Genomic DNA, 22,976 nt, shown 5'->3' on the forward strand with positions numbered 1-22,976 from the left:
ACACAAGCGAAAAACGCGCCCCTCTGGCAGCGCGTTTGTTGTGAAGAAATAGGCGTTTTTTACCCGCCAAGTCAACGCTCTCGCCTTCAAGTGCCTGATTTGACTCAATGATTGTTAGCGCAAAATTAACCAATGATCTTCGGGGGAAAAATGCCCCCGACTCTTGATCCCGATTCCCCCGATAGCGTAGTCTCAGGGCCGTAGGGAAACACGATATCTCGTGTGGCGGACCCGATCAGCATACGAGCTGTAGAGTCATATGGCTGCCATGCCACTTTGGCGGCACAGAGAAGGATTCTAACTTGACGATGGTTACCGGAGCGCAACCCATAGGCTGGACCGACGAACGCGTCGAGCTTCTCAAGAAGCTATGGATGGAAGGGCTGAGTGCGAGCCAGATCGCCGGCGAACTCGGTGAAGGCGTCACCCGCAATGCGGTGATCGGCAAGGTCCATCGCCTCAAATTGTCTGCCCGCGCCAAGCCCGCCAACACGACCCCGCGCGCCCGCCCCGCGCCGCGCCAGGCCCCACGCCGTCCTGCCGGGCCAGGCACCGTCTCGGCTTCGTCGAGCATGGGTGGCATGGCCTCTGCGGCCAAGCCCCGCCCCACCATGCCACGCCCGCAGGTGATGGGCGCTACAGCCCTTGCCATCACGCCAGAGTTTGAAACAAGTCCCTATGTTGCCCCGGCAACGCAGGAACTCTTCATCCCCGAGGATAAGCGCCTCTCGCTGCTGCAGCTCAACGAGCACACCTGCAAGTGGCCGATCGGCGACCCGCTCTCGAAAGACTTCTATTTCTGCGGCCAGCACAGCCTCGAGACCGGCCCATATTGCGAATTCCACTCCCGCCGGGCCTACCACCAGCTCGACAAGAAAAAGCGCTGAGTTTTTTATTTCTGGAATTATGAAGGGCGCCGATGGCGCCCTTTTTGTTGGCTGGGCCGGAGCGAGCCGCACACCCGATGTCAGTGCCCTTCGGCAAACACCCGTTCTGCAAACCTCTTGCCTATCAACGCATGCGTCGCACCATCCGGATGCAACTGGTCTGGCAGAGGCAGGCGCCGATTGTCCTCGGCGCCATAAAGCGTCAGTCCATCGATGAAGTGGAGGTTCCTGTCCTCCTCTGCCCGCAGCTTTACCACTGCCGCCATCTTTTCCCGGATCGTCGTCAGCGTCAGCTTGCCCTTCGTCACGTCCTCGGGGTTGCCTTCGGCAAGGAAAGAAGCGCGTCCTTCAGCCAGCGCTGCCACGTCGAACTGGGCCGGCCCCGGCGTCGTCTCATGGATCGGACAATAGATCGGCGACACCACGAAGAGCGGGGTCTGCTTATGCCCCTCGCGGATCGTATCGAGAAAACCGTGCAGGGCCGGGCCAAAGGCGCGCATGCGCATCAAGTCGCCGTTGACGATATTGATGCCGAACTTGACGCTGATGAGGTCCGCAGGCGTGTCGCGCATCGCGCGCGCCGTGAATGGATCGAGCATCGCATTGCCGCCGAACCCCATATTGATGAGATCGACTCCGCCCAGTGTCGCCGCCACTGCCGGCCAGATGCCGGTCGGGGAAGTGGCATTGGAGCCCTGGCTGATCGAACTGCCATGGTGCAACCAGACTTTTTGCGGCGCGACCGGCGCCACAGCCGCGTCGGCTCGTAGCGACACAAGCTCAACCATCTCGTCATGCGGCAGCCAGATTTCGACCAGCTTGTCCCGCGCCGGAAGATTGTCGAAGCGCAACGTCTGCGCCGCACCCGGCTCCAGCGCAAACGAAGGCGGCGCCATGCCGATGCGCATCACCCGTCCACCCAGCGCACTCTTTTGCTGGGTAAGGACGCCATCGATGCGGAGGTCGAAAACCCCGTCGGGCCGGGCGGGCAGACCGGTATAGATGCGCTTGGTCGGCAGCACATCGAGTTCGATCGCCGTCGCCGCCGTCCTGAACTTCAGCCGTACCCCTGATGGCTGCTTCTCGGCCATCGCCAAACTCGGATCCTCATTCTGCCGACGCGCCGCCGCTGGCAGCCGGTGCGGCTGCATCCCGATGTCCGTCCGCTCTAGTTCGGCGGCGCCAAGGATCAGCGCCTCGGTCATGGTAAACGTCTTCATGATTTCACCCAAGTCTTGAGCGTCGCATCGAGTGCCTCGAGGCCGCGCGTGAAGGAAAGGTCCGGCGCCGGCTGGCTGTGGGCAAAGTTCCCGCCCAGTTCGAGGAGCGAGAACCCAAGGAAAAATGATCCCAGCAGCCGCACGGCATGCACCTCGTCGGCTTCGCTAAGCCCATAGCCGCGCAATGCCGCCCGCATGGCCCGCGCCAGCCGCATGCCGCCGCTGCCTGCCGCCTGCTCGGCGTTCAAGGGAAACCGCGTCGCCTCGAAAAGCCCCGGATGGTCCGCCGCAAAACGCCGATGCACCTCTGCCAGCGCCGCGACAGCCTCTTTTCCCGCACGCCCGCTAACTGCTGCGTCCGCCCGGTCGGCGAGACTATCGAGCGCCAGAAGCGCGATCCCGGTTTTCAGATCCTCCGAATTGCGGACATGGGCATATAGACTGGCGAGCTTTACCTCGAATTGCCGGGCGAGCGCGGCCAGCGTGACGGCGGCAAACCCCTCGCGATCGGCAAGGCTCGCGCCGGCCTCGATCAGCTTTTCCCGCGACAGTCCCACGCGTGGCATTATCAATCCCTAACAACATTAGTTTTTTGCCTAATATCATTAGTTTTTATGATGTGGCAAGCTGCAACCGATCACGTCTGTGCGGGCAATTTCCCTTCAGCGAATGCTGCGATAGCCGCCAGCGACGCCCCTGGGCGAAAGGATCACCTGCCAGAGGTTTATCCTGCGGGCGCGGAACAAGGCGGCGAAGCTCGACAGGTAGTAGCGCCACATTCTCTGAAAGCGCTCGTCGTATTTTTCGCCCTTCAGCGCCGGCCAGGCGGCATCGAAATTGTCGCGCCAGGCGAGCAGCGTGCGATCGTAATCGGCGCCGAAATTGTGCCAGTCCTCCATGACGAACAGCCCTTCAATGCCCCTGCCGATCTGGGCGATCGAGGGGAGCATGCCGTTTGGAAAAATGTATTTTTCGCTCCAGGGATCGCCATGGGTCGTCGACAGATTGCCGCCGATGGTGTGGAGCAGGAAAAGCCCATTGGGCTTGAGCAATTGCGCGGCTTTTTCGAAATAGGCGCGATAGTTCTTGTAACCCACATGCTCGAACATGCCGACCGAGACGATCCGGTCGAACTGTCCATCGAGTGCCTGATAATCGAGGAGCTTGGTTTCAACGGGAAGTCCGCGGCTGCGTTCATTGGCGAGCGCCGCCTGTTCCTTGCTGACCGTGACGCCGAGCCCGGAGACGCCATATCGCTCTGCTGCGAATTTGAGCAACCCGCCCCAGCCCGAGCCGATATCGAGGATATGCATGCCGGGCGCGAGGCCAAGCTTTCGGCAGATGAGATCGAGCTTAGCCTCCTGGGCCGCTTCGAGATCGGCCGCGTCCTGCCAGTAGCCGCAGGAATAGATCATGCGGCTATCGAGCATGGCGGCATATAGATCGTTGCCGATGTCGTAATGCTTTTCTCCGACTTCGCTCACCCGCAGGCGCTGGAGATTGAGGAGGCGCCCCTTGGCCAGGCTCCACATGACGGCCAAATCCTTGGGGAAAGCGTCCTGGACATTGCTGCTGACGAGGCGGAACAAAAGCTCGTCGAGCGCCTCGGCATCCCACCAGCCATCCATGTAGCTTTCGCCCAGCCCCAGCGTGCCGTCGCGTAGCAGACGCGCCCACAAGCGTTCATCATGAACCTGCGGCGCCCATGGCTCGGCGCCGTTGATCTCGATGCCCGCGGCACGCAGCCGACCGGTGACGAAGTGCTTGGCAGAACTGGACATGGCAACACCGGAAGGTGGCGGCAATCCATAGAGGCTACATCCATCGTTGATTGACGATCAAGCCCTTGCGCGATCGCTCGCAAATTCCGGGTACCCTCTTTGTTCCCGAGCCTTTAAAGTCGCCGCCGCTGACAGAAGGGAATCGTCACATGCATCTGCTGCTCGTCGATGGCTCGGGCTATATCTTCCGCGCCTTCCACGCCCTGCCCCCGCTCAATCGCAAGTCCGACGGCTTGCCGGTCGGCTGCGTGCAGGGGTTCTGCAACATGCTGTTCAAGCTCACGCAGGACATGGATATCGACGAGCCGCCCACCCACATGGCCGTCATCTTCGACCATTCGGCGAAAACCTTCCGCGACAATATCTATTCCGAATACAAGGCCCATCGCCCGCCGGCGCCCGAAGAACTGGTCCCGCAATTCCCGCTGACCCGCTCGGCCACCCGCGCGTTTTCCATCCCCGCCATCGAGATGGAGGGCTGGGAGGCCGACGACATCATGGCGACCTATGCCTGCCAGGCAAAGGCGCGCGGCTGGAAAGTGACCATCGCCTCCTCCGACAAGGACCTGATGCAGCTCGTCGAACCCGATGGCTCCATTCGCCTCCTCGACACCATTCCCCGCCCCGGCCAGCCGCCGCTCCGCTGGATCGGTCCCGACGAAGTTTTTACCAAGTTCGGCGTCACCCCCGACAAGGTCATCGACGTGCAGGCGCTTTGCGGCGACGCTGTCGACAATGTCCCCGGCGTTCCCGGCATCGGCGTCAAGACGGCGGCCGAACTCATCAATACCTATGGCAATCTCGAAACCCTGCTCGAACGCGCCACCGAGATCAAGCAGAACGCCCGCCGCGAAAAGCTCATCGCCAACGCCGAACTCGCGCGCATATCCAAAAAGCTCGTAACGCTCGAACAGTCCGTGCCGGTCGAGATCGACCTCGACGGCCTCGTGCGCCAGCCGATTTCGCCCGGAACGCTCTTTCCCTTCCTCAAGGCGATGGAATTTGCCACCATCACCAAGCGTCTCGCAGGCCTTCTCGAAGCCAATCCCGATGATTTCGAGGCGGATCCCGATCTGCGCGCCGGCGGCGCCGATGCCCCGGCTTCGCTCAAATCCACCTCGCTTTCGGTCGCCAAGGCCAAGCTCGCGGCGCAGACCGTGCCCGGCTCCGGCCCTGCGAAATTCGCCGCCGAAGAGCATGCGCGCATCAAAGCCATTCCCGTCGATTATGACGCCTATGAGATCGTCAACACGCCCGAGCGCCTTGCCGCCTGGGTCCAGAAAATCTGGGATGTTGGCCGCGTTTCCATCGACACCGAAACCACCGGGCTCGATCCGCAGCAGGCCGATCTCGTCGGCATTTGTCTCTCCACTCAGATCGGGGAAGGCTGCTATGTCCCGGTCGGCCACGTTCTCCCCGGCGATCTCCTTGCCGGTGGCGGTCTCGTCGAGGGCCAGCTTCCGATCCGCGATGTGCTCGACGCCCTGAAACCCGTCATCGAAGCGCCCTCGATCCTCAAAATCGGGCAAAACATCAAATACGACATGGAAATCTTTTGGCGCTACGGCATCAACCTGGCGCCGATCGACGACACCATGCTCATCTCCTATGCGCTCGATGGCCCGCGTTATAATGGCATGGATGTCCTCGCCGACCATTGGCTTGGCCACAAGACCATCACCTTTTCCGAACTCGCCGGCACCGGAAAATCCCAGAAAACCTTCGACCAGCTCGATATCGCGGCCGCCGCCCGCTATGCCGCCGAAGACGCCGACGTCACCCTGCGCCTCTGGCATGTTTTAAAACCGCGCCTTGCCGCCGAAAACGCGACGACGCTCTACGAAACCCTCGAGCGCCCGCTCGCTCCGGTGCTCGCGCGCATGGAAGCGCGGGGGATCACCGTCGATCGGCAGATCCTCGCCCGTCTCTCCGGCGATTTCTCCCAGCGCGCCGCCGCCTTCGAGGCGGAAGCCTATGAGCTCGCCGGCCAGAGTTTTAATCTGGGCTCACCCAAGCAGCTCGGTGAAATTCTCTTTGACAAGATGGGCATTGAGGGCGGCACCAAGACCAAGACCGGCGCCTGGTCGACCGGCGCCGATGTGCTCGAAGACCTTGCCCTCAAGGGTGTGCCGCTTGCCCGCACCATCGTCGATTGGCGCCAGCTCACCAAACTCAAGGGCACCTATACCGATGCCCTCCCCACCTATATGAACCCGCGCACCGGCCGCGTGCACACATCCTATTCGCAGGCCTCGGTCCTGACCGGGCGCCTCTCCTCCAACGATCCGAACCTGCAAAACATTCCCGTCCGCACCGCCGATGGCCGCAAAATCCGCACCGCCTTCGTCGCTGCGCCCGGAAAGGTGCTGATCTCGGCCGATTATTCCCAGATCGAGCTGCGCGTCCTCGCCCATATCGCCGATATCCAGGCCCTCAAGGACGCCTTTGAAGAAGGCCTCGACATTCACGCCATGACGGCCTCGGAAATGTTCAACGTGCCCGTCGAGGGCATGCCGAGCGAAGTCCGCCGCCGCGCCAAGGCCATCAATTTTGGCATCATCTACGGCATTTCCGCCTTTGGCCTTGCCAACCAGCTCGGCATCGCCCGCGGCGAAGCCGGCGACTACATCAAAACCTATTTCGAACGCTTCCCGGGCATTCGCGACTATATGGACGAGCAGAAGGTGAAGGTGAAAGCCGACGGCTATGTCACCACCATCTTTGGCCGCAAAATCCAGTTCCCCAACGCCAATTCCGGCAATCCCAGCGAACGCAGTTTTGTCGAACGCGCCAGCATCAACGCCCCCATCCAGGGCTCTGCCGCCGACATCATCCGCCGCGCCATGATCCGCATGGAGCCGGAACTGAAGAAGGCCAAAATCGACGCCGACATGCTGCTGCAGGTCCACGACGAACTGATCTTTGAAGTGCCCGAGGGCACGGAGGATCAGGCGATCCCGGTGATTAAGAGAGTCATGGAGAACGCGGCGGAGCCGGCGGTGAGGCTAACCGTGCCGATCCAGGTCGATGCGCATGCGGCGAAGAATTGGGATGAGGCGCATTAGCTTGTTCCTAGTTGGAAACTGGCAGCCGGTACTTGGTACCCGTACCACGGGTCTCAGGAACCTTCTCTAGCTCTCCTGCCGCTATCATTGTGCGGAAAATCTTACGGATAACGCTATCTGATTGAACATTACAAACAGCACGGGCCTTAGTATTGCTGATTACTCCGTTCTGTTTGAGGTAATCTATAATAAGCTCTTCTTTTGAAGCCAAAGGCTCGTGCTTCAAACGGACTATTACAGACGAATCAGTCTCAACAATTTCTGGCCTTCCAAGATTTAACTCCTGCATAGACTTGAAGGTAGTATTTAAACCCTCCCCAACGTCTTTATTGGGCGGGGACGGAAACTTAGATATAAGCCTAACTATCTTTTTGTTTCTGGCAAAACGTTGCTTAAGAATGTTTTTGACAGTCACAGGCCCAGCAAGTTTTCCAGGGCTTTCCACTTCAATTCGGTTGTCAAATACCCGAACATGAACATAATCGTTTAGGCTATAATCTCGATGCAGGACTGCGTTGCAAATTACTTCATGGATTGCATCCTCCGGATATTTGACACTAACCAATCCAGAAGAACTCAATATTGGAATAGATTCGACTATCTGCTTTGTTCTTGCAACAGTCTTCTTGATTACTTCGTAAGCTGGACCTTCTATGGTCTCTGGCTGCCCCTCAAGATCCTCCCTTTCACCCTCCAAATTCAAAGTCTTATACCGGTACACTTTTGCTGCGGCCTGAGGCATGAGTGATTGAGGGTTATCATCATACAAAACTAAAGCGCAGGCCTTCAGTTTACCATCGACCGTAAGTCTTTCCCGCTTAAGAAAGTCGTCCAGATCGCTATGAGGGGTGACGTTTTCAAGAAAAAGTCGCATTGTTTCTGCCGTTTTCAGCTCGTCCGGCGTAGCCTCAACTTTTGCGTCTTCATAGCTATGCACCCCCTTCTCCAACTCAAGGCGGGTTAGCTCTTGCGCAGACGTCAACTCTCTGTCTTGCGCATTCTGTCTTCGAAAAGTTCGATTTGCAGAGGTTCGGACTACAAAGGGCGTTTTATGGATGGTGAAGAGTATAGCGAGGCCGCGACCTGCCATTTCGTAAAAGTGGCACGTAACGAATTCAGGTCCCGCGTTAAATAACGAAAATATTTGCGTAACGCATCCATTTGCGTCTTCCTCGTTCTTGAACAGATGAGACAGTCGATCTTTCTCTTTTGCATCTCCAATGCCGACATACAGCTCGCCCCCGTCTGCATTTGCGAACGCTGAAGCGGACTTTTCCACCTTTGGAATGCTTCGCTTGTCCTTAAAATCAAAGAAATGGCTCTCAGCCTTTGCGAGGATACCCGCGACTTCGCTTGACGAAATTTTTGTTGTCCCGAATAGCAAATCCACCCCCACCAAAGCTCGATGTTATATTGCGCACCGATTCCCATTATTTGTGAAATAGTTCGTCACACAGGCTGGCCAGTGCGAATACCTCGTTAGACTTCATGTTGGAGAGGCGAATCGACCGTACCGAAAGCACACTCGATCGGTCCCCTTGCTGGAGGGAAGGCTAGGTGGGGGCTTCCTATCCCCGCATTACCTCCGCCGCCGCATTCAGCCGCTCCACACTCATCTCATTCCACCCCTCCACCGCCTGCCGCGCAGCCGCTTCCCGGCGCACGAACGCTTCGATCCGCTCATGCCCGATCTCGTCGAGCAGATGCCGGATCGGCGCCCACATGGACCAGTTGGGCCTGACCATCCGCATATGCAGGCGGTCTTCGGTGATATCGAAGGTGACATTGGCCGAGCGCGCTAAGTCCAAAAATTCGGCGACATAGGCGTCGGGCATCGGATCGGAATAAGCCATGGGGCTGCCTCGTATTTGATTTAAATACAATGCGTTCTCGCCGCCCGGGCTCCAGCGGCCTGGGTTTATGGTGAATGAAGGGTTAAGGGGTCTGAGACGCCCCCACCCATCCTCCCCCTCGCGGGGGAGGGGTCGCATCGCGTCTGAGGGCTGTCTCGTGCCAAAACCACCGGCCCAACTCCGCCCCCTTTAGGGGGAGGTTGGGAGGGGGTGTTGTGGGCCACGAGACTATCCCCCTTATCCCGCTTATCCCCGTCGCTAAAACCTCCTCTATTCTCCTCCCATCCACCCCGCGCGAGCGGCCTGCAGGCGATCAGTGGCGGGGGGAGCCGGGCGTGGGAGGTCGCCTTCCCACGAGTTCTGGAGTCGGCCGCCCTGCGACGAGCGATCAACTGGGCGCTGTGGATTCTGTCCTAAAACCCGGCCTCCGGAGCGGCTGTCGCTTCACCACAAAATCTCATCCGAGGCGATTGCCGCTCCGGGGTCCGCTCATCAACCGGAAGCCGCAAGGCTGGCCGGGGCTTTCGCCTGTCCAATTGTTCACTTGCAACCGGAAGACGTGCGGCACACTTTTGATCCATCCCGCCGCACCGTGCGGCAGAGCCCTGAGGGAAGCGTCGCCTATGTCAGCCACCACCGAAAGAGCGGGCTATTCCCGCGCCCAGGTCATCATCCATTGGGCCGTCGTCGCCCTGATCCTCTTTCAGCTGCTTTTCCATGAAGGCATGGAAATGGCGTTCGATGCGCGCATGGATGGAACAGGCGGTGCCGGCAATCCCGTGCCCCACATCATCGCCGGCGTCCTTGTGCTGATCCTGGCCGCCATCCGCGTCGTCATCCGCCTTACTCGCGGCGCCCCGCCCCATCCCGAGGGCCAGCCGGCCGCGCTCGGCGTTCTCGCCAATGTCACGCATGGCCTGATCTATGTGCTGCTCTTTGCCCTGCCGATTTCCGGGCTCGTCGCCTGGTTCGGCGGCGTTGAACCCGCCGCCGACGCCCATGGCGGACTCCTTCGCCTTGCGCTGATCGCCGTCGTCATCCTCCACATCGCCGGCGCCCTCGTGCAGCAATTCGTGCTGCGCAGCGGCGTCCTGATGCGCATGCTCAAGCCCGAAAGCTAAACCATTAACGCAAGTTTATAAAAGTATCGGTATAGCCTCGCCTCAGTATAACCGCGCTCTTTGGGGGAAGAGTATGGTAGAAGGCGATACCAAGACTATACTTTCTGCCTGCTTGGCAGTTACATTTGCGCCGGGCGCCGTCGAAACCGCGGCGCTTGGCGATCTGGCAAGACGGCTCGGCTTCGGCGCCGTCGCTGCCTATACGCCGGACGTGGATATCCCACGCGAGCGGCTGATCTTCTGCATCGTCCATAGCCTCTTGCCCGATGCCACCAAGCAGAGGGTCTTGCGTGGCCTCCGCACGTCCGAAAACAATCTGCGCCGCTTTGCGCCGATCGTCTGCGTCGTGCCGAAGGGCCCGCGTCACCAGATCGTGCCGCTCGTGCAGATGGGGTTCGACGAGGTGCTGTTCCTCGGCGATCCACTGGCCGACATGCACCGCAAGCTCACCCAGCAGCTGCGCCAGGACATTCTCTATGTCCAGACCGGCCATTATTTCGGCCCCGATCGCCGCCGCATTGAATTGATCGATCCGCAGGACCCGCGCCGCAAACCCGGTGGCGCTTATTACAAGCGCCTCAACGTCCACCGCGATCCGCTCGCCGGCATTTCGGTCCACGAGCTCAGCTAAAGAAAAACCCGCGGATCGCTCCGCGGGTCTTTTGGGTCGCTAGGCCACGAGGCCCTTGGTCAGTTCGAGCGCCTGTCGCTCGAAGAGCCGGCGATAGATCCCGCCCTGAAGCCGGATCAGCGCCTCGTGATTGCCCTCCTCGACAATTTTGCCCTTGTCGAAGACCAACAACCGATCGAGCGCCCGGACCGTCGAGAGACGGTGCGCGATGACGAGGGTCGTGCGCCCCACCATCAGCCGCTCCATCGCCTCCTGGATCATCACTTCGCTCTCGCTATCAAGGCTCGAGGTCGCTTCATCAAGGATCAGCACCGGCGCATCGGCAAGGAAAGCCCGGGCAATGGCGACACGCTGCCGCTCGCCACCCGAAAGTTTTACGCCCCGCTCGCCCACCAGCGTCTCATACTGCTTGGGCAGCGACATGATGAAATCATGCGCGTTGGCCTGGGTGGCCGCCTCGATGATCTCGGCCCTATTTGCATCGGGCCGTCCATAGGCGATGTTCTCGGCCAGCGTCCGGTGAAACAGGATCGGCTCCTGCTGCACAATGGCGATCTGGCTCCGAAGGCTCGCCTGCTGGTACTCGGCAATATTCTGCCCATCAATGGTGATGGCGCCTTCATTGATGTCATAGAGCCGCTGGATCAGCTTGACGAACGTCGTCTTGCCCGACCCCGAATGCCCCACGAGACCCACCCGCTCGCCCGGCTGAATGGCGACCGAGAAGTCGCGATAAAGCGGCGTCGCGTGGCTGCCGTAGCGGAAGGTCACGTGATCGAACCGGATCGCACCATCCCTGATCGCAATCGGCTTGGCTCCGGAATTATCCTCCACCCCGAGCGGCATGCTATTTAAAGCCACCAGTTCCTCCATGTCGTTGACCGAGCGCTGGAGGTTTCTGATGTGCATGCCGACATCGCGCAGATACCCCTGCAGCACGAAGAACATGGCGAGGACGAAGGTGATGTCGCCGGCCGAGGCCAGCCCCTGCGTCCACATGTAAAGGCCCGTGCCAAGAATACCGGCCTGCATCAGGGTCATGAGAAAACCCTGGATGGTGCCGTTGAGCGTCCCGCGCTTCCAGGTCCGCCGCGTGCGCGTGTCCCATTTGGAGAGCACGTGCCGCAGCCGCTCCTCCTCGCGATGCTCGGCGCCAAAGGCTTTTACGACCGAGTTGCAGCTCACCGCATCGGCCAGCGCTCCGCCAAGGCGCGTATCCCAGGCATTGGCAAGGCTTGCGGCCGGGGCGACATAGCCCACCGACATGAGGACCGTGAAGGTAATGTAGATGACCGACCCCAGGGCCACGACCAGCCCCATCACCGGCCAATAGGAGCCGAGCAGGATCGAGGCGCCGACGAGCATGACGAAGCTCGGCAACAGCGCCACGAGCAGGATGTCGTTGAGCGCATCGAGCGCCCACATGCCGCGCGTAACCTTACGGACCGTCGATCCGGCAAACGAGTTTGCGTGCCAGTCCGTCGAGAACCGCTGCACCTTATGGAAGCCGTCATCGACGACCTCGGCCATCATTTTCAGCGTCAGCTTGATGATGCCCTGGAATACGAAAAAGCGCAGCACGACGCTGGTCAGTCCCAGCGCTGCAACCGTTGCAAAGGCGCGGACAGCGTCGTTGAGCGCATCATTGCCGCCTCCGGAAATGGCGTCGACGATGCGGCCCGAAAACATCGGCACCAGCACTTCGGCCAGCGTCGAGATCATCACGAGCCCGGCGATCAGCGCGATGCGCTTGGGTTGGTGGGCCCAATGGCGGAAGGTAAATCCGAGCACCTGTCTGAAGGCGTCGGCACGAAAATCGAGTTTCTTGCGACTCATTCTGGCAGTCCGGTCCCGTTCTCCGGCAACCGGCTCCTCAAAAGGAATTTTGAAAGGCGCAGAACGGACTTTTGGCGACAATGACCCCTAGGGATCGGTCAGCTCTGCAAAAGCGAAGGAAAGAGAAACCGCGGGCGGCGTGTCCTCGGGTCAGCGCCCGAGGCGGGCCGCGGATGACAAAGGCCTAAGGTCGGCCCATGCCCCATGGGAGAGCGACTGAAAATGCTGGCATGCATCGCCTCCCTGTTCCTGAAAAATGAAGCGGCGAACGGTTGATAGCCAAACCGTTCGCCTTTGCCAATGCCTAAATGCGACAGAACGCCGCTTCTGGTGCAGATGCGCCACACCCGGCGCGGGTGGTCTATTCCGGACGCCGCGCGCCCGGCGCCACGATGCCGTGCGCCTGAATCTGCGCGTAGGTCATGGCAAGAGCAAAGGCACCGAAAATGCCGAAGACAGCGGTGAGAAGAACGAGCATGAGAGCCTCCTGAAGTGCTGGCCCTTTCTCCTTCGTCCCGGCGCGCAAAGCCTTGATTGAGATCAACGGATTTTCCCATTTTGTCGGGTGGCGCCGCCACAATTGGCCGGATAGGCTCGCGCCAACCGATTCAACAAAAACAAGGCCACGCCTGAATGAGCACTCCCGCAATCGACCCCAGCAAACTCGACAAGCTCGGCGAAGTGGCCATCAAGGTCGGCCTGCAACTGGCCGAGGGCCAGGATCTCATCATCACCGCGCCGATGGTTTCTGCACCGCTCGTTCGCCGCATCACCGAGCATGCCTACAAGGCCGGCGCGGGCCTGGTCACCACCATCTATTCGGATGAGGAAGCGACCCTCGCCCGCTACAAATATGCCAATGACAAAAGCTTCGATCGCGCCGCCGGCTGGCTTTATGCCGGCATGGCCGAGGCCTTCAAGAACAACGCCGCGCGTCTTGCCATCTCAGGCGACAACCCGATGATGCTGTCCGGTCAGGACCCGGATAAGGTCAGCCGTGCCAATCGCGCTAATTCGGCGGCTTATCGCCCGGCGCTGGAGCTGATCACGGGCTTCGACATCAACTGGAACATCGTTTCCTACCCGACACCCGCCTGGGCCAAGCTCGTCTTCCCGAGCGACGCCGAAGAGATCGCGGTCGCAAAGCTTGCCGACGCCATCTTCAAGGCATCTCGCGTCGACCAGGACGATCCGATCGCTGCCTGGAAGGCACACAATGCCAATCTCAAGGCCCGCTGGACCTGGCTCAACGGTAAGAAGTTTTCTGCGCTGAAGTACACCGGACCCGGCACCGATCTCACCATCGGGCTTGCCGACGGCCACCGCTGGAAGGGCGGCGCCTCGGAAGCCAAGAATGGGGTCACCTGCAACCCCAACATCCCGACCGAGGAAGTGTTCACGACTCCGCATCGCCTTCACGTCGAAGGCACCGTCGCCGCGACCAAACCGCTCTCGCACAACGGCTCGCTTATCGAAAACATCCAGGCGCGCTTTGAGGGCGGCGTTCTCGTTGAGCTCAAGGCGACCAAGGGCCAGGACGTCTTTAACAAGGTGCTCGATACCGACGAGGGCGCTCGCCGCCTTGGCGAAGTAGCCCTCGTGCCGCATTCCTCGCCGATCTCGGCCTCGGGCATTCTCTTTTACAATACGCTCTACGATGAAAACGCCTCGTGCCACATCGCCATGGGCCAGTGCTACGCGGATTGCTTCGAAGGCGGCAAACAGCTCACGCAGGACCAGATCTTTGCTCAGGGCGGCAACAAGAGCCTCATACACATCGACTGGATGATCGGCTCGGACAAGATCGACATCGATGGCGTCCATGCCGATGGCACCGTCGAGCCCGTCATGCGCAAGGGTGAGTGGGCGTTTTAAGGACGCCCTGCTCTCCCCGTCGTCATTGCCCGGCTTGTCCGGGCAATCCAACTCGCCTCCGCATGGACCACCGGGGCATGTCCGGTGATAACGGGCACTCAAAGAGCAGTGGCCTAAAACGACCGCTCGCCTTGCTCAGCCATATAGTCCCGCTCTTCCTCGGTGCTCACCCGCCCCAGCGCGGCGTTGCGGAAGGGGAACCGCCCAAAGCGATCGATGACCGCCTTGTGGTCAACGGCGAATTTGAGCTGATCCTCGTCGCCCAGCGCCTCGTAAAGCCGCACCGACGCCGATTGGATGGCTGCAGATTCGGCGTGCATGAAGGGCAGGTAGATGAAGCCGCGCTGCGGCTGCTCGAACCGCATGTCTAGCCCTTGCCCCACCATTTCCTGGGCCAGCACCAGGGCCATCCGGTCCTGCGCGAAGGCTTCCGGCTTGCCGCGAAACAATTGCCGGGAAAACTGGTCGAGCACGATGATCTCGGCCAGCCGACCCTTCGGCGTCGCCCGCCATTCCCACGCTTCGCTCTTTGCGACATGAGCATGGGTTTGGCTGAACGTTTCGGCGATCTCCGCGTCGAATTCCGGCTTGCCCGCAAACCAGTCTTCCGGCCCGTGGTCTTCAAACCAGAATTTCAGTACGTCCGCTGCGCTGCGCATGGTTTCCCCTCGGTTGAGCCTCGGGGAAAACGCAGCACAGTTCGCTTTAGTTTGCCAGCACCAAGCGAATGCGATTGCCGAAGGGATCGCGTGTCTCGACGCCTTCGTCGAGACGTTCGACCGGCGCTCCGGCCTGTTCGAGCCGCCCGATCAGGGCATCGAAACTGCCGGCGTCCGGCAAGAGAATAGTGAACCAGCGCAGCCCGGCCGATCCAGCCGGCGGGAGCGCCGCATTGGGACCCGACCAGATGTTGAAGGCAATGGTGTGCGGCATGTAGTCGAGCCCGACATCGCCCATTCCGAAGGAGTTGATCAAGAGGAACCCGGCAAAACCGATGACATCGCGATAAAAATCCATCGCCATATGAAGGTCGTTGACGTGCACATGGACGTGCCCGATCCGCGTTCCAGCCGGCATGCGGGCCGCCAGCACAGGCGAAGGTCCGAGTTCACCCAGAAGCCCGTCGAGGTCGATGGGATCGCGCCCGGAATGCGGCTCGCCATCGGCGGTGACGGCATAGGTTTCGCCCTTTTCCGGATCGCCAAGGCTACCGCGCCATGGCGTCTCGAAGGTGATCTCGATACCGTTGCCGTCAAAATCCCAAAGGTAGATGGCCTCGCTGACGAGGTGATCAGTCGGGGAAATCCGCACATTTCGCTGTAGCGCCCGCACGGCCATCTGCGCCAGGTCAGGGCGCGTCGGCACGTGGATGGCAACGTGATAAAGCCCGATGCTGCGCGGCACGGACGGACGGATCGCGCCGGTTTCGAGGACAATCAGGACCTTGCCGCCGGCGCCGAGCGAAAGCGCATTGCCCCTTTCGGAAATAAGGTCGAGCCCGACCACGTCCTGCCAGATGGCCAGCGCCTTGGCGCGGTCGGTGACGGCAATATGGACGGGGCCAAGCGTCGTCGTCAGCGGCAGGATTGGCTTTGATTTGACGAGTGTCTGTTCGGACGTGTCGATCATTCCGACCTCCATGAAATTGATCTCCTGGCCATAATCTAGGCCCAGAGGATCAGAACTTCTATGGAAACGGTGGCGAAGGCTTCGTTCACCAATCGGCACTAATGCAAGCGGCTCAGACGCCTTCGTTATCCTCGTCGAACCCATTGTTGACGAGCTCGACAATGGCCTCGAGCGCTTCTCGCGCCTGCTTGCCCGTGGCTTGAACCAGGATGGTCGATCCCGGCCCGGCGCCCAGCATCATCAGGCCCATGATGGAATTGCCGGCGACCGATTGGCCGTCCTTGATGACCTGAAGATTGGCGTCGAAACACTCGGCCGTGCGCACGAAACGCGCCGAAGCTCGCGCATGCAGTCCCTTGCGATTGACGATGGTCAATTGCTGGGCAACGGCGCGATCACCGTCCATCAGGAGGCTCCCCCGAGGATGGAATTGGCGACGGTGATATATTTCCGCCCGGCTTCCTGCGCCAGGTTCACCGCTGCTTCGAGCGTCATGTCGGCGCGCACGCGCCCGAGCTTGACCAGCATGGGCAGGTTGACGCCGGCAATCACCTCGACCTGCCGGTTCTGCATCACCGAGATGGCGAGGTTCGACGGCGTTCCGCCGAACATGTCGGTCAGGATGATGACCCCATCGCCGGTGTCAGCGCGGTCGATGGCAGCCAGGATGTCCTCGCGCCGCGTTTCGGCATTGTCTTCCGGACCAATAGCGATGGTCTCGCACTGTTCCTGGGGCCCGACAACATGCTCCAGCGCCAGCTTGAACTCATCAGCCAGCGCGCCATGCGTCACCAGAACCAAACCGATCATGCATTCTCCCCAGACGTTGGATGCGTCATTCCCAGGACGCGGCCACCGTCACCGTCAGATAAGCCCCCTGCCCGCGCCTTCGGTTCTGCGCAAGCGGCGCACAGTCTTGTCCTGAGCACTTCTTGTTGCAAGCGATAAATTGTCACCTTACCGATCGATCGTGGTTGCGCGCAGCGCTTCTTCGATCAGCAGACGCTGGTGTTCCGGGCCAATCACGCCAACCGCGGGCACTGGACAACGGGCGACGATTTGTCCCAGCATCTCCACCCTGAAATCGTGCTTCTCGGGCATGCGTTCAAGGGCGTGCACCAGATCGACCACAAGGTCGAGCCGCACATTGTCGCGATAGGGTTTGGAAACGATGCCGCGTCCGCGCAGCTCGATAAGGCCGGCGATGGTCGCAGGGGCTGACATCAGAATGCCGGTATCGGCTACGGCAAGATCGACGCGATCATCGGAAACGAGCGCAGCGTCGCGCCCGCGCGCCGTGAACTGATCGAGAAGAACCAGCGCCAGCAGGGACTTGCCGCTCCCGGAAGGGCCTCGAATGAGAACGCCTTTGCCATCGAGGGACAGGGCCGTGGCGTGGACGTTTTCCCGATTGGTCACCGCGAAATCACCCCCTCATCAAGAGGGAAATAGAGCATCGAGCATGTCGCATGATGCTTCCTCGACCGCAGAACCGCACTTCCCCCCTCAATGGGGGAGGCTGGAGGGGGGTGACAGTGAGCCACGATAGCCAAATCTACCGTCGCGCCCTGGGCAGCGTCACGGTGAACACGGCGCCAGAGCGATCCGTCCGGTTCTGCGCTTTGATCGTGCCCTTATGCGCATCGACGATCTGCTTGGAGATCGACAGCCCCAGCCCCGAGTGATTCCCGAAACTCTCGGTTTCGGGGCGGTCGGTGTAGAAACGCTGGAAGATGCGGCTGACATCGCCGGTAATGCCCGGCCCCTCGTCCACGACGCTGACGAGAATCTGGTGATCGTTTTCAGTCGAGACGGTCACCGTCACCTTCCCTCCTTCCGGCGAAAAGGAGACGGCATTGTCGATCAGGTTGGCAAAGACCTGGGCGAGCCGGCTTTCATGGCCACTCATGGTGGTCGAGCCGCGCCCAAGACGCTTGCCCATCACCACGTCGACGCTGCGATTGGCCGCCACGTCCTTCTGAATCCCGACCATGGCTTCGGCGAGCTTTTCCACATCGACCAGCTCCGCGCTTTCGCGCGCCAGTTCGGCATCGAGGCGGCTGGCGCTCGAAATGTCGGTGATCAGCCGATCAAGGCGTTTGACGTCATGCTGGATGATTTCATTAAGCCGCGCCCGGTCTTCCGGCTTCTTGGCAAGCGGCAGCGTCTCGACGGCCGAGCGCAATGAAGTCAGCGGGTTTTTAAGTTCATGCGCCACGTCGGCGGCAAAGCGTTCGATGGCTTCGATGCGATTATAGAGCGCGTCGGTCATGCGCCGCAGCGCGCCGGAAAGGTGGCCGATCTCGTCCGGGCGGTCGGTCAGGTCCGGAATTTCGGCGCGCGCATTGCCGGCCGTCTGCACGCGCTCGGCTGCCTCCGAGAGGCGCCGCATCGGTCCCGCAATGGTGCCAGCGAGAAGCAGCGACAGCGCGATCTGCACGGCCGCTGCAATCAGGGCAATGCGCAGGATGCTCCAGCGCTCCTGTGACACGACCGAATCGATATCGCCCGGCGCGGTGGAAAGCAGGATCACACCGACAATGGCGCGCATTCTCTGCACGGGGACCGCAACCGACACGACCAGCTGATTGTGCTCATCTACGCGCACGAAATCAGCCGGAGCGCCCTGGAGCGCCGAGGCGACTTCGGGATAGCGGGTGCCTTCGTCGGCGCCATAGTCCTGATATTTCGGATAATTGTCGCCCGGGGCCCAGGCAATCATCGCGTTCCACCAGTCGAGAAGGAAGAAATGCTGCGTCTTCGAGGTGTCGATCTGCTGCCGGATGACCTCTCCGCGCGCATAGATGTTCTCGCTGTCGAGGATGAGGAGACCCTGCTGGTCGTAGATGCGCGCCCGGGTTCGCGTCGGGGTGATCAGGTTGCGCAGCAGCGGCGCCACCCGTTCCGGGCTGATCGGAAATTCGAGCGAGGGATCGAAATAGGACAGGGGGGACACGTTACCCGCCTGCAATTCGACCAGCCGGTCGGGATTGACCGAAATGACGTCGCTGTCGACGGTCGCCGAGGCGGCAATGGCGGCGGCGATGATTTCGCCCTGCACGCGCAGGGATTGCACACGCGCGTCAATAAGCCCCGCGCGCCATTGATTGAGATAGAGAATGCCCACCACCAGCACCAGAAGGCCGGCAAGGTTGAGGACAATGATGCGCCGCGTCAGGTTCGAAAAGATGGTGAAGTCGACGAAGCGACGGAGCCCGACGATCACCTTGCCGAGCGGCATGAGCGCAAGGCGCAGCCCACGCCGGCCGCGCTTGTCGTCATGCCGAGACGCGCCTTTGCCCTTGGGCAGGTCGCCTTCCAGCTCGGGATCGATGGTGGCCACGTGGGGTCTTATTGCTCCTTGAAGCGATAGCCGACGCCGTAGAGCGTCTCGATCATCTCGAAATCGTCGTCCGTCGCCTTGAATTTCTTGCGCAGCCGCTTGATGTGGCTGTCGATGGTGCGATCGTCGACATAGACCTGATCGTCATAGGCGGCATCCATCAGCGCATTGCGCGATTTGACGACGCCGGGACGCAAGGCCAGCGCCTGGAGGATCAGGAATTCGGTGACCGTCAGCGTCACGCGCTGGCCTTTCCAGGTACACGTGTGGCGCTCTTCGTCCATCACCAGCGAACCGCGCTCGATCAGCGCCTTGCCGGGCGCCGGTTCACCGGCGGGGCCGGTCGCGCCGGAGGGATCGCGCGGCGCCGAGCGGCGCAGGATGGCCTTGACGCGCTCGACCAAGAGCCGCTGGCTAAAAGGCTTGGTGATGAAATCGTCGGCGCCCATCTTGAGCCCGAAGAGCTCGTCGATCTCTTCATCCTTGGATGTGAGGAAGATCACCGGCACATCAGATTTCTGGCGCAGGCGGCGGAGCAGTTCCATCCCGTCCATGCGCGGCATCTTGATATCGAGAATGGCAAGGTCGGGGCGATCGTTGGTCAGCCCGTCGAGGCCCGAGGCGCCGTCGGTATAGGTAGCTACCTGATATCCCTCCGCCTCCAGGGTGAGGGAAACAGAGGTGAGAATGTTCCGGTCGTCGTCCACAAGGGCGATCTTGGGCATGTGCTGCCTTTCTCTTTGCGACGCTTGCATGTCCTGGGCCTTGCGACCCGTTGGCGACGTTGCAGGCGACAATTACGCGTTAAATAAGGCGTGGCCAAGCCAGATACCACCCCAACGCGCTCCTCCGGCGAACTTCGACTTCCGTCTTACGACCCATTTCCGGATGGTTGGGCGGGGACCGGCTCGCCTATTTTTCTTCGCATACGCTGCCTGTTGCGGCGCCTGACGGAGACGAAATATGACGCTCGATGACCATAGCACCCTGCGCCGCACGCTCGCCGAGGCTGCAGCATCTCTCAGCGAAAACGCCATTGCCCCGCAACTGGTTGCTGCCGCTATCAAGGCCGGCGGCGCGCAATTGACGGCCCATGGCGCTCTCTCGGTCGAGACCGGCGCCTTTACCGGCCGCTCGCCGAAGGACAAGTTCATCGTACGCGACGGACTGACCGCGGAAAAAGTCTGGTGGGACAATTCGGGCGCCATGACGCCGGCAGCGTTCGATCTTCTCCTTGCCGATATCACCGCCCATCTTTCCGGCCAGAATCTTTTCCGCCAGGACCTCATCGCCGGTGCCGATCCGCGCCACCAATACGATGTAACGGTTTTAACCCCAAGCGCCTGGCACGCCCTCTTCATCCGCAATCTGCTGATCCGGCCCGACGAAGGCATCGTCAAGTCCGAAGCCGCGACGCCGGTCACCATCATCCACGCGCCGCTGTTCCTTGCGGACCCTGCGCGCCATGGCACGCGGACCGAAACCGTGATTGCCCTCGATATGAGCCGCAATCTCGTCCTTATCGCCGGCACGCATTATGCCGGGGAAATCAAGAAAAGCGTTTTCTCGCTTTTCAACTTCCACGCCCCGCGCCAGGGCGTACTGCCGATGCACTGCTCGGCCAATCTCGGGCCGCAAGGCGAAGCGGCGCTGTTCTTCGGTCTTTCTGGTACAGGCAAGACGACCCTCTCCAACGACCCCGATCGTCCGCTGATTGGAGACGACGAGCACGGCTGGGGCGACCAAGGCGTCTTCAACCTCGAAGGCGGATGCTATGCCAAGACGGTCAAGCTCAGCGCCGAAGCCGAGCCCGAAATTTTCGCCGCCACCCGCACTTTTGGCACCGTTCTCGAGAATGTCGTTCTCAACGATAACGGAATGCCAGCGTTTGATGACGTTTCGCGCACCGAAAACACCCGTGCGGCTTACCCGATCCATGTCCTGCCATCGGTTGCCAAGGGCAGCACCGGCGGCACGCCTAAGACCGTCGTCTTCCTCACGGCCGATGCCTTTGGCGTGCTGCCCCCGCTCGCCAAGCTGACGCCGGAGCAGGCCGTCTACCACTTCCTGTCGGGCTATACCGCCAAGGTCGCCGGCACCGAACGCGGCGTGACCGAGCCGCAGGCGACGTTCTCGGCCTGTTTTGGCGCGCCATTTATGCCATTACATCCAACGGTTTACGGAGACCTCCTGGCCGAGCGGCTGCGCATGAGCGGGGCCCAGGCCTGGCTTCTCAACACCGGCTGGATCGGCGGCGGCTATGGCGCAGGCAAGCGCATCGACATCGCCTCGACCCGCCGGCTTCTCACCGCTGCGCTCAATGGCGAACTCGATGACGCCTCGACCCGATTCGACCCGCTCTTTGGCTTTGCCGTGCCCCTCGCCGTCAACGGCGTCGATTCCCGCCTCCTCGACCCGCGCCAATGCTGGGCCGACACCGACGCCTACGACGTCCAGGCGCTCAAGCTCGTCGAGCTTTTCCGCAACAATTTCAAGAAGTTCGGCCGCCAGGCGGACGCGGATGCAGGCCCGCGCCTGGCGGAGGCGGCTGAGTAAACGGGCGGCACTGGCGTCCTGCCCGCTTCCCTTCCTGCGTCACCACCGCTCGTCCCGGTGATGACGGATGCTTAGGGATATGATCCACAACAAAACAAAAAGTCCCGCTTCCGCGGGACTTTTTCAACTTATCAAAACCCAGAACCTCAGTTCGGCGCGTAGAAGATATGCGAGCCGACCTCAGCAACGCGGCTATAGGTATAGGCCCAGGACGGGCGCACATTGGTGGTGTGGTAAAAGAGGGCATTGTCCGGAACGGCGCCGATTTCTTCGCCCGTGGCGTATTCGGCATAGACATCCTTGGCCAGCGCCATGGACCGCGCCCAGGCCTGACGCTCGCCCGGCGCGTCATCGCGGCCATCGCAGGCAAAGGTGAACTGGCAGCGATAGCGGCCGTTCTTGGCGCCCTGATAGATTACGCCGCAGAGTGAAGACGGATACTTGCTCGAGCGGGCGCGGTTGACGATGACATTGGCCACCGCGAGCTGACCGGCGGCGCTTTCGCCACGAGCTTCGTGATAGATCGCCTGAGCAAGACAATCGCGCTCGGCATTGGCAACTTCGGCGCGCTTGGCCGTCGGCTGATAGCCGCTCGCGACATAGGCGGCGAGAAGGTCGGGCGTCACGGTCGGCTGCTGAATGGGCCCTGCCGGCTTCATGAAGCTGTCGATGGCGGAAAGGGCGGTATTGCCGCCGCCGAGCGAACCGCGGGCAATATAGCCCATCAGCATTTCGGTCGAAAGCGGCGGCTGCGGGCCGGCTTCGGTCACATCGACCGCGCGAAGTTCCTGCTGCCGCTTCACATAATTGGCAAGGAGCGCTTCGGAAAGCTTCTGCTGGCCTGGCGCCAGCGGCACGCTCGTCGCGCCAAAAGCAGGCCGGCTGCGGGCGATGGCGATATCGGCGGGAATGTCGAGCGGGAGGACGATGTTGGTTTCGTTGGCACGAACCACGAGGGGTGCGACGATGACGCTTGCGATCAGTGCAACTGTGCCCAGCACAGCCACTTTGGATGCGGCGCGCGCAATCCTATGCCCCCAGCGTGCAGTCAATGCCCCGTCCTTGCCCCTGAGCCCATCCGTTACCTCCGGCGGGCCTTCTGGTTGGATCGCTTACGCGGTCCGTCTTTGTGGGGGCACACTAGCCAAGCCCGCAAAGAGATGGAAGCCAAAATTTACG

Annotated in this window: 20 protein-coding genes; 6 read left to right on the plus strand and 14 right to left on the minus strand. The window is 61.0% G+C overall.

The features are described 5' to 3' along the window. Positions 1 to 308: 308 nt before the first annotated feature. On the plus strand, positions 309 to 887 hold the full coding sequence (locus VW35_RS13800; protein ID WP_342017409.1) for a GcrA family cell cycle regulator: 579 nt from the start codon (positions 309 to 311) through the stop codon (positions 885 to 887). An 80-nt stretch (positions 888 to 967) separates the two neighbouring features. Here VW35_RS13800 and VW35_RS13805 read toward each other — a convergent pair whose 3' ends face one another. The 3 genes from VW35_RS13805 to cfa all read right to left on the minus strand — a co-directional run bounded on the left by VW35_RS13805 (position 968) and on the right by cfa (position 3,888). Next, positions 968 to 2,107 (minus strand): GDSL-type esterase/lipase family protein, encoded by a 1,140-nt coding sequence (locus VW35_RS13805; RefSeq protein WP_046143662.1) that lies wholly within the window; start codon positions 2,105 to 2,107, stop codon positions 968 to 970. Further along, positions 2,104 to 2,673, minus strand: a complete 570-nt coding sequence (locus VW35_RS13810; protein ID WP_046143663.1) for a TetR/AcrR family transcriptional regulator — start codon at positions 2,671 to 2,673, stop codon at positions 2,104 to 2,106. Before VW35_RS13810 ends, VW35_RS13805 begins: the two co-directional genes overlap by 4 nt. Before the next feature lie 96 nt (positions 2,674 to 2,769). Further along, positions 2,770 to 3,888: a cyclopropane fatty acyl phospholipid synthase gene (gene cfa / locus VW35_RS13815; RefSeq protein WP_046143664.1), complete on the minus strand. Its 1,119-nt coding sequence runs from the start codon at positions 3,886 to 3,888 to the stop codon at positions 2,770 to 2,772. 149 nt (positions 3,889 to 4,037) lie between these two features. Between cfa and polA the strand changes: the two genes are divergently transcribed. After that, positions 4,038 to 6,953, plus strand: coding sequence for a DNA polymerase I (gene polA / locus VW35_RS13820; RefSeq protein ID WP_083982795.1), 2,916 nt, complete (start codon positions 4,038 to 4,040; stop codon positions 6,951 to 6,953). Positions 6,954 to 6,960: 7 nt separating this feature from the next. On the opposite strand, the gene VW35_RS13825 is transcribed toward polA, so the two are convergent. Both VW35_RS13825 and VW35_RS13830 read right to left on the minus strand, forming a co-directional pair. Continuing rightward, positions 6,961 to 8,343: an ATP-binding protein gene (locus tag VW35_RS13825; protein WP_161796912.1), complete on the minus strand. Its 1,383-nt coding sequence runs from the start codon at positions 8,341 to 8,343 to the stop codon at positions 6,961 to 6,963. A 178-nt stretch (positions 8,344 to 8,521) separates the two neighbouring features. Further along, a complete protein-coding gene (locus tag VW35_RS13830) occupies positions 8,522 to 8,806 on the minus strand; it encodes a hypothetical protein (protein ID WP_046143665.1) in 285 nt (94 codons plus the stop codon). A 623-nt stretch (positions 8,807 to 9,429) separates the two neighbouring features. Here VW35_RS13830 and VW35_RS13835 point away from each other — a divergent pair. Further along, entirely contained in the window at positions 9,430 to 9,927 is a 498-nt protein-coding gene (locus VW35_RS13835; protein ID WP_046143666.1) for a cytochrome b, read from the plus strand. Positions 9,928 to 10,000: 73 nt separating this feature from the next. Then, a complete protein-coding gene (locus tag VW35_RS20680; protein WP_052951737.1) occupies positions 10,001 to 10,558 on the plus strand; it encodes a hypothetical protein in 558 nt (185 codons plus the stop codon). Between the two features lie 39 nt (positions 10,559 to 10,597). On the opposite strand, the gene VW35_RS13845 is transcribed toward VW35_RS20680, so the two are convergent. Next, entirely contained in the window at positions 10,598 to 12,394 is a 1,797-nt protein-coding gene (locus VW35_RS13845; protein WP_046143668.1) for an ABC transporter ATP-binding protein, read from the minus strand. A 633-nt stretch (positions 12,395 to 13,027) separates the two neighbouring features. Here VW35_RS13845 and VW35_RS13855 point away from each other — a divergent pair. Continuing rightward, on the plus strand, positions 13,028 to 14,269 hold the full coding sequence (locus VW35_RS13855) for an aminopeptidase (protein WP_046143670.1): 1,242 nt from the start codon (positions 13,028 to 13,030) through the stop codon (positions 14,267 to 14,269). A 113-nt stretch (positions 14,270 to 14,382) separates the two neighbouring features. Here the strand turns inward: VW35_RS13855 and VW35_RS13860 are convergent, their stop codons facing one another. From VW35_RS13860 to VW35_RS13890, 7 genes are all read right to left on the minus strand, one after another. Beyond that, on the minus strand, positions 14,383 to 14,928 hold the full coding sequence (locus tag VW35_RS13860) for a DUF924 family protein (protein ID WP_046143671.1): 546 nt from the start codon (positions 14,926 to 14,928) through the stop codon (positions 14,383 to 14,385). A 46-nt stretch (positions 14,929 to 14,974) separates the two neighbouring features. Next, on the minus strand, positions 14,975 to 15,898 hold the full coding sequence (locus VW35_RS13865) for a VOC family protein (protein WP_046143816.1): 924 nt from the start codon (positions 15,896 to 15,898) through the stop codon (positions 14,975 to 14,977). A gap of 112 nt (positions 15,899 to 16,010) precedes the next feature. Next, positions 16,011 to 16,304, minus strand: coding sequence for an HPr family phosphocarrier protein (locus tag VW35_RS13870; RefSeq protein WP_046143672.1), 294 nt, complete (start codon positions 16,302 to 16,304; stop codon positions 16,011 to 16,013). Next, on the minus strand, positions 16,304 to 16,708 hold the full coding sequence (locus VW35_RS13875) for a PTS sugar transporter subunit IIA (protein WP_046143673.1): 405 nt from the start codon (positions 16,706 to 16,708) through the stop codon (positions 16,304 to 16,306). The genes VW35_RS13870 and VW35_RS13875 overlap by 1 nt, the downstream gene beginning before the upstream one ends. A 147-nt stretch (positions 16,709 to 16,855) precedes the next feature. Continuing rightward, positions 16,856 to 17,317 carry an HPr kinase/phosphorylase gene (locus VW35_RS13880; protein ID WP_046143674.1) on the minus strand — a complete coding sequence of 154 codons (462 nt, stop codon included), beginning with the start codon at positions 17,315 to 17,317 and terminating at the stop codon, positions 16,856 to 16,858. A 136-nt stretch (positions 17,318 to 17,453) separates the two neighbouring features. Beyond that, positions 17,454 to 19,241: a sensor histidine kinase gene (locus VW35_RS13885; protein WP_244465908.1), complete on the minus strand. Its 1,788-nt coding sequence runs from the start codon at positions 19,239 to 19,241 to the stop codon at positions 17,454 to 17,456. An 8-nt stretch (positions 19,242 to 19,249) separates the two neighbouring features. Then, positions 19,250 to 19,966 (minus strand): response regulator transcription factor, encoded by a 717-nt coding sequence (locus VW35_RS13890; protein WP_046143675.1) that lies wholly within the window; start codon positions 19,964 to 19,966, stop codon positions 19,250 to 19,252. 238 nt (positions 19,967 to 20,204) lie between these two features. Here VW35_RS13890 and pckA point away from each other — a divergent pair, with 238 nt between their 5' ends. Next, a complete protein-coding gene (pckA, locus tag VW35_RS13895) occupies positions 20,205 to 21,797 on the plus strand; it encodes a phosphoenolpyruvate carboxykinase (ATP) (protein WP_046143676.1) in 1,593 nt (530 codons plus the stop codon). 146 nt (positions 21,798 to 21,943) lie between these two features. On the opposite strand, the gene VW35_RS20685 is transcribed toward pckA, so the two are convergent. Next, positions 21,944 to 22,849, minus strand: coding sequence for a cell wall hydrolase (locus VW35_RS20685; protein ID WP_152662595.1), 906 nt, complete (start codon positions 22,847 to 22,849; stop codon positions 21,944 to 21,946). Positions 22,850 to 22,976: the final 127 nt, after the last annotated feature.

This window comes from Devosia soli (assembly GCF_000970455.1).
Classification (GTDB): Bacteria; Pseudomonadota; Alphaproteobacteria; order Rhizobiales; family Devosiaceae; genus Devosia; species Devosia soli.

Bases quoted from the DNA above. Each gene is read 5' to 3' on its own strand.
- VW35_RS13875 (WP_046143673.1), bottom strand. From the start codon at position 16,708: ATGATCGGTTTGGTTCTGGTGACGCATGGCGCGCTGGCTGATGAGTTC.
- VW35_RS13835 (WP_046143666.1), top strand. From the start codon at position 9,430: ATGTCAGCCACCACCGAAAGAGCGGGCTATTCCCGCGCCCAGGTCATC.
- VW35_RS13845 (WP_046143668.1), bottom strand. From the start codon at position 12,394: ATGAGTCGCAAGAAACTCGATTTTCGTGCCGACGCCTTCAGACAGGTG.
- VW35_RS13870 (WP_046143672.1), bottom strand. From the start codon at position 16,304: ATGGACGGTGATCGCGCCGTTGCCCAGCAATTGACCATCGTCAATCGC.
- VW35_RS13855 (WP_046143670.1), top strand. From the start codon at position 13,028: ATGAGCACTCCCGCAATCGACCCCAGCAAACTCGACAAGCTCGGCGAA.
- polA (WP_083982795.1), top strand. From the start codon at position 4,038: ATGCATCTGCTGCTCGTCGATGGCTCGGGCTATATCTTCCGCGCCTTC.
- VW35_RS13800 (WP_342017409.1), top strand. From the start codon at position 309: ATGGTTACCGGAGCGCAACCCATAGGCTGGACCGACGAACGCGTCGAG.
- VW35_RS13860 (WP_046143671.1), bottom strand. From the start codon at position 14,928: ATGCGCAGCGCAGCGGACGTACTGAAATTCTGGTTTGAAGACCACGGG.
- cfa (WP_046143664.1), bottom strand. From the start codon at position 3,888: ATGTCCAGTTCTGCCAAGCACTTCGTCACCGGTCGGCTGCGTGCCGCG.
- VW35_RS13865 (WP_046143816.1), bottom strand. From the start codon at position 15,898: ATGATCGACACGTCCGAACAGACACTCGTCAAATCAAAGCCAATCCTG.
- VW35_RS13805 (WP_046143662.1), bottom strand. From the start codon at position 2,107: ATGAAGACGTTTACCATGACCGAGGCGCTGATCCTTGGCGCCGCCGAA.
- VW35_RS13890 (WP_046143675.1), bottom strand. From the start codon at position 19,966: ATGCCCAAGATCGCCCTTGTGGACGACGACCGGAACATTCTCACCTCT.
- VW35_RS20680 (WP_052951737.1), top strand. From the start codon at position 10,001: ATGGTAGAAGGCGATACCAAGACTATACTTTCTGCCTGCTTGGCAGTT.
- VW35_RS13830 (WP_046143665.1), bottom strand. From the start codon at position 8,806: ATGGCTTATTCCGATCCGATGCCCGACGCCTATGTCGCCGAATTTTTG.
- pckA (WP_046143676.1), top strand. From the start codon at position 20,205: ATGACGCTCGATGACCATAGCACCCTGCGCCGCACGCTCGCCGAGGCT.
- VW35_RS13810 (WP_046143663.1), bottom strand. From the start codon at position 2,673: ATGCCACGCGTGGGACTGTCGCGGGAAAAGCTGATCGAGGCCGGCGCG.